12 protein-coding genes are annotated in these 15426 nt (G+C 66.1%); 10 read left to right on the plus strand and 2 right to left on the minus strand.

The window, feature by feature from the left end:
• The first annotated feature begins 54 nt into the window (after positions 1-54).
• Entirely contained in the window at positions 55-1338 is a 1284-nt protein-coding gene (locus BMZ17_RS13760; RefSeq protein ID WP_175485588.1) for an MFS transporter, read from the plus strand.
• Positions 1339-1423: 85 nt separating this feature from the next.
• Here the strand turns inward: BMZ17_RS13760 and BMZ17_RS13765 are convergent, their stop codons facing one another.
• Together BMZ17_RS13765 and BMZ17_RS13770 are read right to left on the minus strand one after the other, a co-directional pair.
• Complete coding sequence (locus BMZ17_RS13765; protein WP_093139107.1) at positions 1424-2716, minus strand: NAD(P)/FAD-dependent oxidoreductase; 1293 nt, start codon at positions 2714-2716, stop codon at positions 1424-1426.
• A complete protein-coding gene (locus tag BMZ17_RS13770; protein ID WP_093139108.1) occupies positions 2706-4091 on the minus strand; it encodes a glutamine synthetase family protein in 1386 nt (461 codons plus the stop codon). Before BMZ17_RS13770 ends, BMZ17_RS13765 begins: the two co-directional genes overlap by 11 nt.
• Before the next feature lie 191 nt (positions 4092-4282).
• Here BMZ17_RS13770 and BMZ17_RS13775 point away from each other — a divergent pair, with 191 nt between their 5' ends.
• From BMZ17_RS13775 to BMZ17_RS13815, 9 genes are all read left to right on the plus strand, one after another.
• Complete coding sequence (locus BMZ17_RS13775) at positions 4283-5047, plus strand: gamma-glutamyl-gamma-aminobutyrate hydrolase family protein (protein WP_093139109.1); 765 nt, start codon at positions 4283-4285, stop codon at positions 5045-5047.
• The gene (locus BMZ17_RS13780; RefSeq protein WP_093139110.1) at positions 5044-6429 is read left to right on the plus strand and encodes a glutamine synthetase family protein; all 1386 of its coding nucleotides are present in this window, start codon (positions 5044-5046) and stop codon (positions 6427-6429) included. Before BMZ17_RS13775 ends, BMZ17_RS13780 begins: the two co-directional genes overlap by 4 nt.
• Positions 6430-6670: 241 nt before the next feature.
• Entirely contained in the window at positions 6671-8035 is a 1365-nt protein-coding gene (locus BMZ17_RS13785) for an aspartate aminotransferase family protein (RefSeq protein WP_093139111.1), read from the plus strand.
• 100 nt (positions 8036-8135) lie between these two features.
• A complete protein-coding gene (locus BMZ17_RS13790; RefSeq protein WP_093139112.1) occupies positions 8136-9278 on the plus strand; it encodes a polyamine ABC transporter substrate-binding protein in 1143 nt (380 codons plus the stop codon).
• 140 nt (positions 9279-9418) lie between these two features.
• Positions 9419-10564, plus strand: coding sequence for an ABC transporter ATP-binding protein (potA, locus tag BMZ17_RS13795; RefSeq protein ID WP_254775303.1), 1146 nt, complete (start codon positions 9419-9421; stop codon positions 10562-10564).
• Entirely contained in the window at positions 10561-11511 is a 951-nt protein-coding gene (locus BMZ17_RS13800) for an ABC transporter permease subunit (protein WP_093139113.1), read from the plus strand. Before potA ends, BMZ17_RS13800 begins: the two co-directional genes overlap by 4 nt.
• Positions 11508-12353: an ABC transporter permease subunit gene (locus BMZ17_RS13805; RefSeq protein ID WP_093139114.1), complete on the plus strand. Its 846-nt coding sequence runs from the start codon at positions 11508-11510 to the stop codon at positions 12351-12353. The genes BMZ17_RS13800 and BMZ17_RS13805 overlap by 4 nt, the downstream gene beginning before the upstream one ends.
• A 141-nt stretch (positions 12354-12494) precedes the next feature.
• Positions 12495-13688, plus strand: coding sequence for an HlyD family secretion protein (locus BMZ17_RS13810; protein ID WP_093139115.1), 1194 nt, complete (start codon positions 12495-12497; stop codon positions 13686-13688).
• A complete protein-coding gene (locus tag BMZ17_RS13815) occupies positions 13685-15265 on the plus strand; it encodes an MDR family MFS transporter (RefSeq protein ID WP_093139116.1) in 1581 nt (526 codons plus the stop codon). The genes BMZ17_RS13810 and BMZ17_RS13815 overlap by 4 nt, the downstream gene beginning before the upstream one ends.
• The last annotated feature ends 161 nt before the right edge of the window (positions 15266-15426 follow it).

Raw genomic sequence — 15426 nt, forward strand, 5'->3', positions numbered from 1 at the left:
GCGGATCAAACGTGACAGAATCCGCCCGCTTTGTTACCGGAACAAATCCTGAAGATGTCCTCCGTCGCCGCCGTCCCCGCCAACAAGCCGTCCCGCGTCCTGCTGGCCAGCCTGATGGGCACCACCATCGAGTTTTTCGATTTCTACATCTACGCCACCGCTGCGGTGCTGGTGTTCCCGCACCTGTTCTTCTCGCCGGAGAATCCGGTGGCGGCGCAGCTTGCTTCGCTCGCGACCTTCGCGGTGGCGTTCGTGGCGCGCCCGGTGGGCTCGGCACTGTTCGGCCATTTCGGCGACCGCATCGGCCGCAAGGCCACGCTGGTGGCGGCCCTGCTGACGATGGGCATCTCGACGGTGGTGATCGGCCTGCTGCCGACCTACCACAGCATCGGCATCCTGGCGCCGGTGCTGCTGACCCTGTGCCGCTTCGGCCAGGGCATCGGCCTGGGCGGCGAGTGGGGCGGCGCGGTGCTGCTGGCCACCGAGAATGCGCCCCCGGGCAAGCGCGGCTGGTACGGCATGTTCCCGCAGCTGGGCGCGCCGCTGGGCTTTCTGCTGTCGGCCTCGACCTTCCTGATCATGGGCGCGTCGCTGACCCCCGAGCAGTTCTCCGACTGGGGCTGGCGCGTGCCGTTCCTGGCCTCGGCGCTGCTGGTGATCGTCGGCCTGTGGGTGCGCCTGAGCATCAACGAGACGCCGGATTTCCAGAAGGCGATCGAGCGTAACGAGCGCCTTCGCGTGCCGTTCCGCGCGGTGTTCTCGCAGCACCTCGGCCCGCTGGTGCTGGGCACGCTGGGCGCGCTGGCGACCTTCGTGCTGTTCTACCTGATGACCGTGTTCGCGCTGGGCCACGGCACCGGCGTGCTGGGCTACACCAAGCAGCAGTTCCTGCTGATGCAGATGGTGGGCATGCTGTTCTTCGCCGCCGGCATCCCGCTGTCGGCCAAGTTCGGCGACCGCTTCACCGCACGCGGCGCGATGATCGTGGCCAGCGTGGGCATCGTGATCTTCGGCCTGCTGTTCCCGGTGCTGTTCCAGGGCGGGCATCCGGGCCTGGTGATCGCCTTCCTGTGCATCGGCCTGTTCGTGATGGGCTGGACCTACGGCCCGGTCGGCACGCTGCTCTCGGAGGTCTACCCGACCGAAGTGCGCTACACCGGCTCGTCGCTGTCGTTCAACTTGGCCAGCGTGTTGGGCGCCGCCCCGGCGCCGTACGTGGCCAAGATGCTGGCCGATGCCTATGGCGTGCAGTCGGTGGGCTTCTACCTGAGCGCGGCCGGTGTGATCACGATCGTGGCGCTGCTGGCAATCCGTCGCCACGACAGCGTCAAGCACTGATCCAGCGGCATCGCTTCAAACGCAACGGGCCCGGTGGAAACACCGGGCCCGTTTCTTTTTCTGCCGCGTCAATGTGGCGGCTGGTTCACCACAGCGCATCGCGCAGCTTGTACCAGCTCATCGCCGCGACCAGCAGCGGCGTGCGCAAGGCCTGGCCGCCGGGGAAGGGCGCGTGCTTGATCTTCGCGAACAGGTCCAGTCGCTGCGCCTGGCCGGCGATGGCCTCGGCGATCAGCTTGCCGGCCAGCCCGGTCGCCACCACGCCGTGGCCGGAGAAGCCCTGGGCGAAATACAGGTTCGGCTGCAGCCGCCCCCAGTGCGGGGCGCGGTTGAGCGAGATGTCGACGAAACCACCCCACACGTAGTCCAGCGCGATATCGCCCAGCTGCGGAAACACGCCCGCGATGCGCCGACGCATGATCGCCTGCAGGTCGCCGGGATCGCGCCCGGAATAGCTGGCGCGGCCGCCGAACAGCAGTCGGTGATCGTGGCTGAGCCGGTAATAGTCCAGCGCCCAGGCGGTATCAGCCACGGCCATGTCGTTGCCGATCAAGGCCTTCGCGCCTGCCTCGCCCAGCGGCGCGGTAGCGGCGATATAGGTGCCGACCGGCATGATCCGCGCTTCCAGTTCCGGCGCGATCCCGTGCAGCAACGCGTTGCCGGCCAGCACCGCGAAATCGCAGTGCACTTCGCCCTGGGCGGTCTTGAAGACGGGGCGCGTACCGCGCACCAGCTGGGTCACTTCTGACCGCTCGAAGACCTGTACGCCGGCGGCGATGGCGGCGCGGCCCAGGCCCAGCGCATAGGCCAGCGGATGCAGGTGGCCGCTGATGGGGTCGTAAAGCGCACCGAGGTAGCGGTCGCTGGCCAACGTCTCGCGCAGGCGTTCGCGGTCCCACCATGCGACCGGATGGTCGTAGCGCGTGTTGAAGTGTTCGACCATCGCCTGCACGTCGCGCTGCTGGCGGGGTTTGAGCGGCACGGTCGCGTGGCCGGGGCGCCAATGCGCCTCGATCCCATGGCGGGCGAGGCGCGCATGCAGCCAATCCAGGCCTTCCAGCGACAGGTCGAACATGCGCTTGGCGTCGTCCGCCCCCACCAGCGCTTCCAGCTTTTCTTCACCGCAGCCGAAGCCGACGATGGCCTGGCCGCCGTTGCGACCGGAGGCGCCCCAACCGATGCGCTGCGCTTCCAGCACCACGACGCGATAGCCGGCTTCGGCCAGTTCCATCGCCGCAGACAGGCCGGTGTAACCGGCGCCGAGGATGCAGACATCGCACTCGACGCGGCCTGCCAGCGCGGGCTGCGGCGGCAGTGGAGCGACGCTGGCGGCGTACCAGCTGGGCGGATAACCGGCGTGCGCGGGATCAGACCGCACGCAGGTACCAGGCGTATTCCAGGTCGGTGACCTGGGTTTCGAAGCTGCGCAGTTCCTTCAGCTTCTGCTGGCCGTAGATATGGCGGAAGCGCTCGCCGAACTGGCTGGCGATGAAGTCGCTGGCCAGGAAGTCGTCGATCGACTGGCGCCAGTACGGGCTGCGGTTTTCGGTCTGCTCGTAGGCGTTGCCGACGATCGGCGGGCCCGGATCGAACTGCTGCTCCAGCCCATGCAACATGCCGGCCAACACCGCGGCGCAGGCGAGGTAGACGTTGGCATCGGCGCCAGCGATGCGGTGCTCGATGCGGGCGTTCTTCGCATCGCTGTGCGGGATGCGCATCGCGACAGTGCGGTTGTTGAAGCCCCAGGTGTCGCCGAGCGGCACGAAGGCGTTGAGCACGTAGCGGCGATAGCTGTTGGCGTGCGGGGCGAACAGCAACATGGTGTCGCGCGCACTGCGCTGCAGGCCGCCGATAGCGTGGCGCAATGTGTCGGCCGGCGCGGCTTCGCTGCCGGCGAAGATGTTGTGGCCCTCGCGATCCAGCACGCTCACGTGCACATGCAGGCCGCTGCCGGCCTGGTCCACGTGCGGCTTGGCCATGAAGCTCGCCTGCAGGCCCTGTTGCTGGGCCACGGCCTTGATGGTGCGCTTGAGCATCACCGCCTCGTCGCAGGCGCGCACGGCGTCGGCGCGATGCTTGAGGTTGATCTCGAACTGGCCCGGTGCGTATTCGGCCACCGCGGTATCGGCCGGGATGTCCTGCGCCTGGCACGCGCGCGACACCGCATCGATGAAGCCGCGGTTGTCGTCCAGGTCTTCCATGTAATAGACCTGCGTCGACGCATTGCGCGCGCCGGTGTTGGGGTTGACCGCGGTCTGCGGGCGGCCATCGATACCGGGCAGGCGGTCGAACAGATAGAACTCCAGTTCGATCGCCACTACCGGGGTCAGGCCCTTCTCGGTGAAGCGCTGTACGACCCGGCGCAACACCTCGCGCGGGTTGGCTTCGAACACGCCGCCGTGGCCGTCCTCCATCGCCAGCAGCAGCTGGGCCATCGGCCGCGGCGACCACGGCACCGGCCGCAACGAGCCGGGCACGGGCCGGCAGATGCGGTCCTCATCGCCGATGTCGTAGCCCAGGCCGGTCTCCTCGACCGTGTTGCCGGTGATGTCGGTGGCGATCAGCGACATCGGCAGGCAGACGCCATCGCGGTAGATCTTGTCCAGCGCATCGGCGGTGATGCGTTTGCCGCGCAGCAGGCCATTCATGTCCGGCAGCAGCAGGTCGACCGATTCCAGGTCGGGCAGGGACGCCAGGGTGGCGGCATCGCGGGCGCGCAGGGCGTCGTCGGAGGCGTCGGAACGGGCGGTCATGGCAGCCTTACGCAGCGGTTCGGGCCAGCTTATCAGGGCGTGGCGCTGTCAAGAATACTCAACATTGCGCGCCGGTCCTGGCCGCAAAAGCCCATCCAGTCCGCGAAATCCAGGCGCTGGCGGCTGCCGTGTTGTAAAAATAAAACGCCCACGCTACTTTGCGGCAACGCCCCACGCGAGCTGCATCCCGCATGGCCAAGCCGCCGCTGATCGGAATTCCCACCGACCGCAAGCAGATCGGGTTGCACCCGTTTCTGGCCGTCGGCGAGAAATACGTGCGGGCGGTGGTCGACGGCGCAGGCGGGGTGCCGCTGCTGTGGCCGGCCCTGACGCCGGCGCTGGATCCGGCCGTGCTGCTGGACACCGTGGATGGCCTGCTGCTCACCGGCGCGGTCAGCAACATCGAGCCGCATCACTATTCCGACGAACCCAGCTGGGACGGCAACCTGCATGACCCGGCGCGCGACGGCACCACGCTTCCCCTGGTCCGCGCGGCGCTGGCGGCTGGGGTGCCGGTGCTGGCGGTGTGCCGCGGCTTCCAGGAAGTGAACGTGGCGCTGGGCGGCACGCTGCACCAGAAAGTGCACGAGGTGCCCGGCTTCATGGATCATCGCGAGGACAAGGACGCACCGCTGGATGCGCAGTACGGCCCGGCCCATGCGGTGGCGCTGTCGCCTGGTGGCGTGCTGGCGGCGTTCGGCGGTGCGCAGCAGCACGTCAACTCGCTGCACGGGCAGGGCGTGAAACGCTTGGCCGACAGCCTGATCGTCGAAGCCACCGCGCCCGATGGTCTGATCGAAGCCTTCCGCCATGCTGGCGAGACCTTCCTGCTCGGCGTGCAATGGCACCCGGAGTGGAAGGTCACCCAGAACGCCTTCTACACCGGTATTTTCCGCGCCTTCGGCGATGCCTGCCGCGCCCGTGCCCGTCTTCGCCAGGAACCTGCCTTCGCATGAGCCGTCGCCAGACCCAGCAATCCACGCCGATCGAACAGCCCGAGAACTCCCTGCGGCGCTGGCTCAAGGAGCGACGCATCACCGAGGTCGAATGCCTGGTGCCGGACATCACCGGCATCGCCCGCGGCAAGATCATCCCGGCCGACAAATTCAGCCATGACTACGGCACGCGCCTGCCCGAAGGCATTTTCGCCACCACCGTCACCGGCGATTACCCGGACGACTATTACGAGCTGACCAGTCCGTCGGACTCGGACATGTTCCTGCGGCCCGATCCTTCGACGGTGCGCATGGTGCCGTGGGCGGCTGATCCGACCGCGCAGGTGATCCACGACTGCTGGACCAAGGACGGCCAGCCGCACGACCTGGCGCCGCGCAACGTGCTGCGCCGCGTGCTCAAGGCGTACGAGGAAGCAGGCCTGCAGCCGGTGGTCGCGCCGGAGCTGGAGTTCTTCCTGGTGCAGAAGAACACCGACCCGGATTTCCCGCTGCTGCCGCCGGCCGGGCGCTCGGGCCGCCCGGAGACCGCGCGCCAGTCGTACTCCATCGACGCGGTCAACGAGTTCGACCCGATCCTGGACCTGATGTACGACTACTGCGACGCGATGGAGCTGGACGTGGACACGTTGATCCACGAATCCGGCGCCGCGCAGTTGGAGGTCAACTTCACCCATGCCGACGCGCTCAGCCGCGCCGACCAGGTCTTCCTGTTCAAGCGCACCATGCGCGAGGCCGCGCTGCGCCACGGCATCTACGCCACGTTCCTGGCCAAGCCGATGGAGAACGAGCCCGGCAGCGCGATGCATATCCACCAGAGCGTGCTGGATCGCAAGAGCGGCAAGAACGTCTTCGCCGGCAAGGTGGAAGGCAAGGAGAGCAAGACCTTCCACCATTACATCGGCGGCCTGCAGAAGTACGCACCGCTGACGATGGCGTTCTTCGCGCCCAACGTGAATTCCTACCGCCGCCTGGCGATCGGCCAGGTGGCGCCGATCAACGTGCAGTGGGGCTACGACAATCGCACTTGCGGCCTGCGCGTGCCCAAGGACACGCTGGACAATACGCGCGTGGAGAGCCGTTTCGCCGGCTCCGATGCCAATCCCTACCTGGCAATGGCCGCGACGCTGGCCTGCGGCCTGCTCGGTATCCAGGGCAAGCTCAGCCCGACCAAGCCGCTGGCGTCCAGCGCGCAGGACTTCGGCTTTGAGTTGCCGCGCTCGCTGGGCGAGGCGCTGGACGAACTGGAAGGCGCTACCGCGCTGCACGAACTGCTGGGCCCGCGCTTCGTGCGCGCCTACATCTCGGTCAAGCGCAAGGAATACGAGACGTTCTTCCGGGTGATCAGTTCGTGGGAACGCGAGTTCTTGCTGTTAAACGTGTAACAAGCCGCGCATCGCAGCAGGTTCGGGTCGAAGAGGCGCCTTTGTTTGAGCGAAGCGAGTTTGGGCGCCGTGCCCGGGCCTGCGAGAAGCACAGGGGACCGATGCGAAGCATCGGATTGCGTTGACCACCCCCTGTTTGAGGCGGTGCCCACGGTTTTGGCTACTTTTGCCATGACAAAAGTAGCTCGCGCTGCAAGCGCGAAAGCGCTTGCCCTTGCCTTCAAAAGTTGAGAAACAAGTGATGGATACCCAGCAGACCCGCATCCTCCAAGACCTCGATGCCGCCCACCACCTGCATCCGTTCAATGACAACGCCGCACTAGCGCAGAAGGGCACGCGCATCCTGACCAAGGGCGAGGGCTGCTACGTCTGGGATGCCGAAGGCAACAAGCTGCTCGATGCCTTTGCCGGGCTGTGGTGCGTCAACGTCGGCTATGGCCGCAGTGAGCTGGGCGAGGCCGCGTCGAAACAGATGACGCAGCTGGCCTACTACAACAGCTTCTTCCAGTGTACGACCGAGCCGACGATCCGGCTGGCGGCCAAGCTGGCCGAGCTGACCCCGGGCGATCTCAACCACGCGTTCTTTGTCAATTCCGGCTCGGAAGCCAATGACACCATCCTGCGCCTGGTGCGCCACTTCTGGGCGGTGCAGGACCAGCCGGAAAAGAACATCTTCATCGGTCGCCACAACGGCTACCACGGCACCACGATGGCCGGTGCCAGCCTGGGCGGCATGAAGGGTATGCACAAGCAGGGCGGCCTGCCGATCCCGGATATCGCGCATATCGAACCGCCGTTCTGGTTCTACGACGGGGGCGATCTCTCCGAAGACGAATACGGCCTGGTCGCCGCGCGCCGGCTGGAAGACAAGATCCTAGAACTCGGCCCCGAGCGCGTGGCCGCCTTCATCGGCGAGCCGATCATGGGCGCGATCGGCGTCTATATCCCGCCGCGCACCTACTGGCCGGAAATCGAGCGCATCTGCCGCAAGTACGACGTGCTGCTGGTGGCCGATGAAGTGATCTGCGGCTTCGGCCGTACCGGCGAATGGTTCGGCTCGGAACACTTCGGTTTCATGCCCGATGTCATGACGATCGCCAAGGGCATCACCTCCGGCTACATCCCGCTGGGCGCGGCGATGTTCAATGATCGCGTCGCCGGCGTGCTCAAGGCGCAGGGTGGCGAGCTGGCGCATGGCGCGACGTATTCCGGCCATCCGGTGTGCGCGGCGGTGGCGCTGGAGAACATCCGCATCCTCCAGGAAGAACACATCGTGGAGACAGCCAAGACGCAGATCGCGCCGTACCTGGCGCAGCGCTGGGCCGAGCTGGGCGAACATCGCCTGGTCGGCCAGGCGCGCATTGCCGGGCTGATGGGCGCGCTCGAACTGGTCCCGCACAAGGGCCAGCGCACAACCTTCGACGAGCGCGGTACAGTGGGGGCGCTCTGCCGTGACCACGCGTTGCGACATGGATTGATCCTCCGTGCGACCTACGATTCGATGCTGCTGTCACCGCCGCTGGTGATCACACGCGCGCAGGTCGACGAGCTGTTCGAGAAAGCCTGGGCCGCACTGGAAGACACGGCCGAGGCCATTGGCGTGTGACGTTTCCCTGGGGAGGGACCAAACGCACGGCCTGCGATGTTGCGGTCCGTCCTGCCTGCTCAATGCCCCGCATGGATGGGGCCTCAAGTGGAGAGACACGATGAAGTTGCGAATGCTGGGTGTGATGCTGACGACGGCCACGCTGGCCGCCTGCGGCGGTGGCGGCAAGGACGGGGCGGCGCCAGCCGCGGGCGAGGGCGCGGCACCGGCCGCAGGCTCCAAGACGGTCAACGTCTACAACTGGTCCGACTACATCGCCGAGGACACCAACGCCAACTTCGAGAAGGCCACCGGTGTCACCGTCACCTATGACGTGTTCGACAGCAACGAGGTGCTGGAAGCCAAACTGCTCGCCGGTTCCAGCGGCTACGACGTGGTGGTGCCGACGCTGAACTTCCTCGGCCGCCAGATCCAGGCCGGCGTGTTCCTGCCGCTGGACAAGGCCAAGATCCCCAACCTGGCCAACCTCGACCCGGAGATGATGAAACGGATCGAGAAACAGGACCCCGGCAACAAGTACGCCGTGCCGTACATGTGGGGCACCACCGGCATCGGCTACAACGTGGACAAGATCAAGGCGATCTTCGGCAACACCGATGTCACCAACAGCTGGGACCTGGTGTTCAAGCCGGAGAACCTGGCCAAGCTCAAGGACTGCGGCGTGACCTTCCTGGATACGCCCAGCGAGATCGTGCCGATCGCGCTCAACTACCTGGGCGAAGACCCCAACAGCACCGATCCGAAGGTGATCGACAAGGCCGCCGCGCTGCTGAAGACCATCCGGCCTTCGATCAGCCAGTTCCATTCCTCGTCCTACATCGACGCGATGGCCAACGGCGATACCTGCCTGGTGGTGGGGTGGTCCGGTGACGTGATCCAGGCGCGCGACCGCGCCGAGGAAGCCGGTAACGGCGTCAAGATCGCGTACTCGATCCCGAAGGAAGGCGCGCCGCTCTGGTTCGACATGCTGTCGATCCCGAAGGACGCCAAGAACGTCGACAACGCCTACGCCTACATCAACTACCTGCTCGATCCGCAGGTGATGGCCAACAATTCCAACTTCATCAGCTATCCCAACGCCATTCCCAAGGCCAAGGACCTGATGGACAAGCAGATCACCAGCGATCCGACGATTTATCCGCCGCCGGAAGTGGCCGCAAAACTCTTCACCTTCGCCATCATCCCGCCGGAAGTGGACAAGCAGTACACCAGGCTGTGGACTGACCTGAAGACCAACAAGTAAGACCACCGCGGGGCGGGCCAGCAAGGCCTGCCCCGCTTGCCGTGTGGCGGGCGCAAGGCCCGCACACGCGCCAGTGAACGCAAGCACGCACCGCCGGCGCCACGCGCGCCGGGCGGCACGAGGCACTGACGGGGATCGACATGGCAGCAGTGGAACAACAGGCAGTTGCAGGCCACGGGCCATCACCCACGCCGGGCGCAGAGGGTTACCTGCGCATCGAGAACGTGCGCAAGGAATTCGACGGCTTCCTGGCCGTGGACGACACCAACCTGTCGATCCGCAAGGGCGAGATCTTCGCGCTGCTGGGCGGCTCGGGCTGCGGCAAGTCCACGCTGCTGCGCTGCCTGGGCGGGTTCGAACATCCCACTGCTGGGCATATCTTCCTGGACGGCCAGGAATTGAATGGCCTGCCGCCGTATGAGCGGCCGATCAACATGATGTTCCAGTCCTACGCGTTGTTCCCGCACATGACGGTCGAGCAGAACATCGCTTTCGGGCTCAAGCAGGACGGCATGTCCAAGCCGGATATCGCCAGGCGCGTGGAAGAGATGCTCTCGCTGGTGCAGTTGAACAAGCTGGCCAAGCGCAAGCCGCACCAGCTCTCCGGCGGCCAGCAGCAGCGCGTGGCGCTGGCACGCTCGCTGGCGAAGGGGCCGAAGCTCTTGCTGCTCGATGAGCCGATGGGCGCGCTGGACAAGAAGCTGCGTACGCAGATGCAGCTGGAACTGGTGTCGATCATCGAGAAGACCGGCGTGACCTGCGTGATGGTCACCCACGATCAGGAAGAGGCCATGACCATGGCCACGCGTATCGCGCTGATGGACGCCGGCCGTATCCGCCAGGTCGGCACGCCCGATGAAATCTACGAGCAGCCGGCCAATCGCTTCGCCGCCAGCTTCATCGGTTCGGTCAACATGATCACCGCGGTGATCGACCAGGACGAGCCGGAGTTCGTGACCCTGCGCTCGCCGCAGCTGGACACCGATATCTACATCGGCCACGGCATCTCGGGATTCGAAGGCCAGGAAGTCTCCTTCGCGGTCCGTCCTGAAAAACTCGGCATCGCCAAGAGTGAGCCGGCCCAGCCGCACAACAAATCCAAGGGCGTGATCGAGGACATTGCCTACTTCGGCAGCCACTCGGTCTATCACGTCAAACTGGCCAGCGGCTTCACCATCATGGCCAACTTCGCCAACGTCCAGCGTTGGGCCAGCGAGGGCCTGACCTGGGGCGACACGGTCTGGGTGTGGTGGGGCGACAACGATGGCGTGGTGCTGACCCAATGAGCACGCCGACCCTCTTCGAACTGCTGCGCAAGGTGACGCCCGGCCCGCGCTGGGGCGTGATCGGCATTCCCTACCTGTGGATGCTGGTGTTCTTCGCCATCCCGTTCCTGATCGTGCTGAAGATTTCTTTCGCGCGGTTGGCGATCGCGATGCCGCCGTATACGCCGATCCTGGAAGTGGACAACGCCGAGGTCGCGCTCAAGCTCAACCTGTCCAACTTCCTGCAGCTAGGCGCGCTGCAGAACGGTTATATCGCCGCGTACTGGAGTTCGCTGAAGATCGCGGCGATCGCCACGCTGCTGACGCTGCTGGTCGGCTACCCGATGGCCTATGTCATCTCCAAGCTGCCACCGTCCAGCCGCAACATCGCGATGATGCTGGTGGTGCTGCCGTCGTGGACCTCGTTCCTGATTCGCGTGTACGCGTGGATCGGCATTCTCAAGAGCAGTGGTCCGGGCGGGCAGCTGCTGGAAAAGCTCGGCGTGATCGACGCGCTGCAGTCGATGGGCTGGATCGAAGGCCGGCAGATCCTGTACACCCCGCTGGCCGCCTACATCGGCATCGTCTACTGCTACCTGCCGTTCATGGTGCTGCCGCTGTACACCAACCTGGTCAAGCATGACGGGCGCCTGCTGGAAGCGGCTTACGACCTGGGCGCACGGCCGTGGAAGGCCTTCCTCAAGATCACCTTGCCGCTGTCGCGCGCCGGCATCATCGCCGGCTGCATGCTGGTGATGATCCCGGCGGTGGGCGAGTTCGTGATCCCCGAACTGCTGGGTGGCCCGGACACGCTGATGATCGGCCGCGTGCTGTGGAATGAGTTCTTCGCCAACCGCGACTGGCCGCTGGCCTCGGCGGTGGCGATCGCGATGCTGCTGCTGTTGATGATCCCGATCCTGATCTTCAACCGGGTCCAGCAGAAAGAGATCGAAGGGAGGCTGACATGAGTACCGTCGGCCGTGCGCGCTGGCCCACCTGGACGATCCTGGGGCTGGGCTTTGCCTTCCTGTATCTGCCGGTGCTGCTGCTGATCATCTGGAGCTTCAACAGTTCGCGCCTGGCGACGGTCTGGGCCGGGTTTTCGTTCAAGTGGTATGGCGAACTGCTGCGCGACCAGTCGATGCTGGATGCGGCTTGGGTCAGCCTGCGGATCGCGTTCTGGACCGCGACGGCCTCGGTCGTGCTGGGCACGCTGGCGGCGCTGGTGATGACGCGGATGCGTCGCTTCCCCGGCAAGACCTTGTTTGGCGGCCTGATCACCGCGCCGCTAGTGATGCCCGATGTGATCATCGGCCTGTCGATGCTGCTGATGTTCGTCTCGCTGGGTGACCTGTTTCACTTCCAGCCCAAGGGGATGATGTCGATCTGGATCGCCCACACGACCTTCGCGCTGGCCTTCGTCACCGTCGTGGTGTCCTCGCGCATGGCCGAGCTGGACAAGTCGCTGGAAGAAGCGGCGATGGACCTTGGCGCCAACCGGATCAAGGTGTTCTTCCTGATCACGCTGCCGATCATCGCGCCGGCGCTGGTCTCGGGCTGGTTGCTGGCGTTCACGCTGTCGCTGGATGACGTGGTGATCGCCAGCTTCGTCTCCGGCCCCAGCTCGACCACGCTGCCGATGAAGGTGTTCTCCTCGGTGCGGCTGGGCCTGAGCCCGAAGATCAACGCGCTGGCGACCTTGATGATCGTGATCGTCTCGGTCTGCGCCTTCATCGGCTGGTGGCTGATGTACCGCAGCGAGAAGCGCCGCAAGCTGGACATGCAGTTGGCGCTGCAGGACAACGGTTGACAGGAAGTGGTACTTGGAGTTTCACTTGCGCGACTAATACGGTCGCGGTGATCTGGGATCCTGCGGCCTTCGTGCAGGGCGTCCGGCGCTGATCCAGGCCGGGCGCCTTGACCACCTCACCCCCGCGCAGGATCCGCGACCTTGAGCAGCCACGACGACGACCGCCGCCACGATGACGCGCGCGCTTCCGAACCCCAGGACGGGCAGGGCGAAGACAAGAAGCCCTCGCCGCTGAAGAACCCGCGGGTGAAGTGGACCCTGATTATTCTCGGCCTGCTGGCCGTGGTGCTGTTCATCGTCTGGCTGGTGCACCACCTGCTGGTCGGCCGCTATCTGCAGGAAACCAACGACGCCTACCTGCAGGCCGATTCGGTCGCCGTGGCGCCGCGAGTCAATGGCTATGTGACCCAGGTGTTCGTGCAGGATCACGCCTGGGTGAAGGCGGGCCAGCCGCTGCTGCAGATCGACGACCGCACCTATCGCGCGCAGCTGGAACAGGCGCAGGCCGCGGTGGCCGTGCGCCAGGCCGACATCGTGGCCGCGCAGGCGGGCGTGGACGGCTATCGCGCGCAGCTGGCGCAGTCGCGCACGCAGGTGACCTCGGCCGCGGCGCAGCTGAAGTTCGCCAACGCCGAAGTCGCGCGCTTCGCACCGCTGGCCGCGTCGGGTGCCGATACGCACGAGCACCAGGAACAGCTGCACCAGCAACGCGACCAGGCCAAGGCGCAGTACGACGCCGCGCGCGCGCAGGTTACCGGGGCCGACAGCCAGATCGCCGCGGGCGAGGCACAGCTGGAGCAGGCGCAGGCGGGCCTCAAGCAGGCCCAGGCCAACGTCGACCAGGCTCAGGTCGCGATGGAAGATACGCACCTGAAGGCGGCAATCGCCGGCCGCCTGGGCGACAAGACCGTGCAGGTGGGCCAGTTCCTCAGCGCCGGCGCGCGCACGATGACCATCGTGCCGGTCGATGCGCTGTACCTGACCGCCAATTTCAAGGAAACCCAGGTCGGCCTGATGCGCGAAGGTCAGCCGGTCGAGATCAAGGTCGATGCGCTGTCCGGCGTGACCCTGCGCGGCCATGTCGAAAGCCTGTCGCCCGGCACGGGCTCGCAGTTCGCGCTGCTGCCGCCGGAGAACGCCACCGGCAACTTCACCAAGGTCGTGCAGCGCGTGCCGGTGCGCATCCGCGTCGATGCCGGCGCCGAGGCGCGCAAGGTGCTGGTGCCCGGCATGTCGGTGACCGCGACGGTCGATACGCGTTCGGCCAAGGATGCCAAGGACAGGACCCAGGACGAAGCCGATCGCGCCGACGCGCAGGACCGCGACAAGCCGTGAGCAGCACCAGCGCCAGCGCTGGCGACGCTGCACCGCAAGCCGTGCAGAAGGCCGACGCCGGCGCGTGGCTGGCCGTAGCCGCCGGCACGATCGGCTCGTTCATGGCGACGCTGGATATCTCCATCGTCAACGCCGCGCTGCCGACCATCCAGGGCGAGGTCGGCGCCAGCGGCACCGAGGGCACGTGGATTTCCACCGCGTACCTGGTGAGCGAGATCATCATGATCCCGCTCACCGGCTGGTTCGTGCGCACGCTGGGCCTGCGCAACTTCCTGGTGATCTGCGCGGTGATGTTCACCGCGTTCTCGGTGATGTGCGGGCTGTCAACCTCGCTGCCGATGATGATCATCGGCCGCATCGGCCAGGGCTTTGCCGGTGGCGCGCTGATTCCCACCGCGCTGACCATCGTGGCCACGCGCTTGCCACCGGCGCAGCAGACGATGGGCACGGCGCTGTTCGGCATGACCGTGATCATGGGGCCGGTGATCGGCCCGCTGCTGGGCGGCTGGCTGACCGAGAACGTGAGCTGGCACTACGCGTTCTTCTTGAATGTGCCGGTGTGCATCGGCCTGCTGGCGCTGCTGCTATTGGGCCTGCAACACGAAAAGGCGCATTGGGCGGGGCTGCTGGACGCCGACTGGCTCGGCATCTTCGGGCTCACCGCAGGCCTGGGCGGGCTGACCGTGGTGCTGGAGGAAGGCCAGCGCGAGCGCTGGTTCGAATCGGAATTCATCCTGTGGCTGTCGGGGCTGGCCGCGGTGGGTTTTGCCGCGCTGCTGCTGTCGCAGGTCTTCAGCCGCGAGCCGGTGATCCAGCTCAAGGTGCTGCTCAACCGCAGCTTCGGCGCGGTGTTCTTCATGATGCTCGCCGTGGGCATGATCCTGTTCGGCGTGATGTACATGATCCCGCAGTTCCTGGCGATGGTCTCCGGCTACAACACCGAGCAGTCCGGCTACGTGCTGCTGCTGCAGGGCCTGCCGACGGTACTGCTGATGCCGTTCATGCCCAAGCTGCTGGAAACGGTGGACGTGCGGATCCTGGTGATCGGCGGGCTGCTGTGCTTCGGCATCGCCTGCTTCATCAACATGGACCTGACCTCGACCAGCGTCGGCAGCTCCTTCGTCGCCGGACAGTTGCTGCAGGGCGTGGGCCTGGCGCTGGCGATGATGTCGCTCAACCAGGCCGCGATCAGCTCGGTGCCCAAGGAGCTGGCCGGCGATGCCTCGGGCCTGTTCAACGCCGCGCGCAACCTGGGCGGCTCGATCGGCCTGGCGCTGATCTCCACCTTCCAGGACCGGCGCCTGACCTATCACACGCAGGTGCTGGGCAGTTCGACCACGGCCAACTCGCCGATGGGCCAGGACTTCCTGCAGCAGATCACCGGCGCGCTGCACGGCAGCGGCGGCGATGCGGCGATGCAGGCCATCGGCGCACTGGCGCGCATCACCCAGGTGCAGGCACTGGTGATGACCTACAACGACCTGTTCTGGATCTTCGGCGTGATCGTGGGCTGTTCGATCCCGCTGGCCTTCCTGCTCAAGCCTTTGCCGAAAGGGGCGCACCTTGCGATGCACTGATTCCAGGAGTCTGCCGGGTTTGACCGGTCGAGTCGAAAATCCGCCTGTGCGAGGCCAGGTTTTCGACGATTCGCCGGCGCGTAGCGGGGCTACGGGCCCAGAAGCGGCGGAAAGATGGACCGCATCAGGCGGATTTGCAGACCGGCCGGGTCAAGCCCGGC

The organism is Pseudoxanthomonas sp. GM95, assembly GCF_900109775.1.
Classification (GTDB): domain Bacteria; phylum Pseudomonadota; class Gammaproteobacteria; order Xanthomonadales; family Xanthomonadaceae; genus Pseudoxanthomonas_A.

Bases quoted from the DNA above. Each gene is read 5' to 3' on its own strand.
- BMZ17_RS13760 (WP_175485588.1), top strand. From the start codon at position 55: ATGTCCTCCGTCGCCGCCGTCCCCGCCAACAAGCCGTCCCGCGTCCTG.
- BMZ17_RS13770 (WP_093139108.1), bottom strand. From the start codon at position 4,091: ATGACCGCCCGTTCCGACGCCTCCGACGACGCCCTGCGCGCCCGCGAT.
- BMZ17_RS13775 (WP_093139109.1), top strand. From the start codon at position 4,283: ATGGCCAAGCCGCCGCTGATCGGAATTCCCACCGACCGCAAGCAGATC.
- BMZ17_RS13780 (WP_093139110.1), top strand. From the start codon at position 5,044: ATGAGCCGTCGCCAGACCCAGCAATCCACGCCGATCGAACAGCCCGAG.
- BMZ17_RS13785 (WP_093139111.1), top strand. From the start codon at position 6,671: ATGGATACCCAGCAGACCCGCATCCTCCAAGACCTCGATGCCGCCCAC.
- BMZ17_RS13790 (WP_093139112.1), top strand. From the start codon at position 8,136: ATGAAGTTGCGAATGCTGGGTGTGATGCTGACGACGGCCACGCTGGCC.
- potA (WP_254775303.1), top strand. From the start codon at position 9,419: ATGGCAGCAGTGGAACAACAGGCAGTTGCAGGCCACGGGCCATCACCC.
- BMZ17_RS13800 (WP_093139113.1), top strand. From the start codon at position 10,561: ATGAGCACGCCGACCCTCTTCGAACTGCTGCGCAAGGTGACGCCCGGC.
- BMZ17_RS13805 (WP_093139114.1), top strand. From the start codon at position 11,508: ATGAGTACCGTCGGCCGTGCGCGCTGGCCCACCTGGACGATCCTGGGG.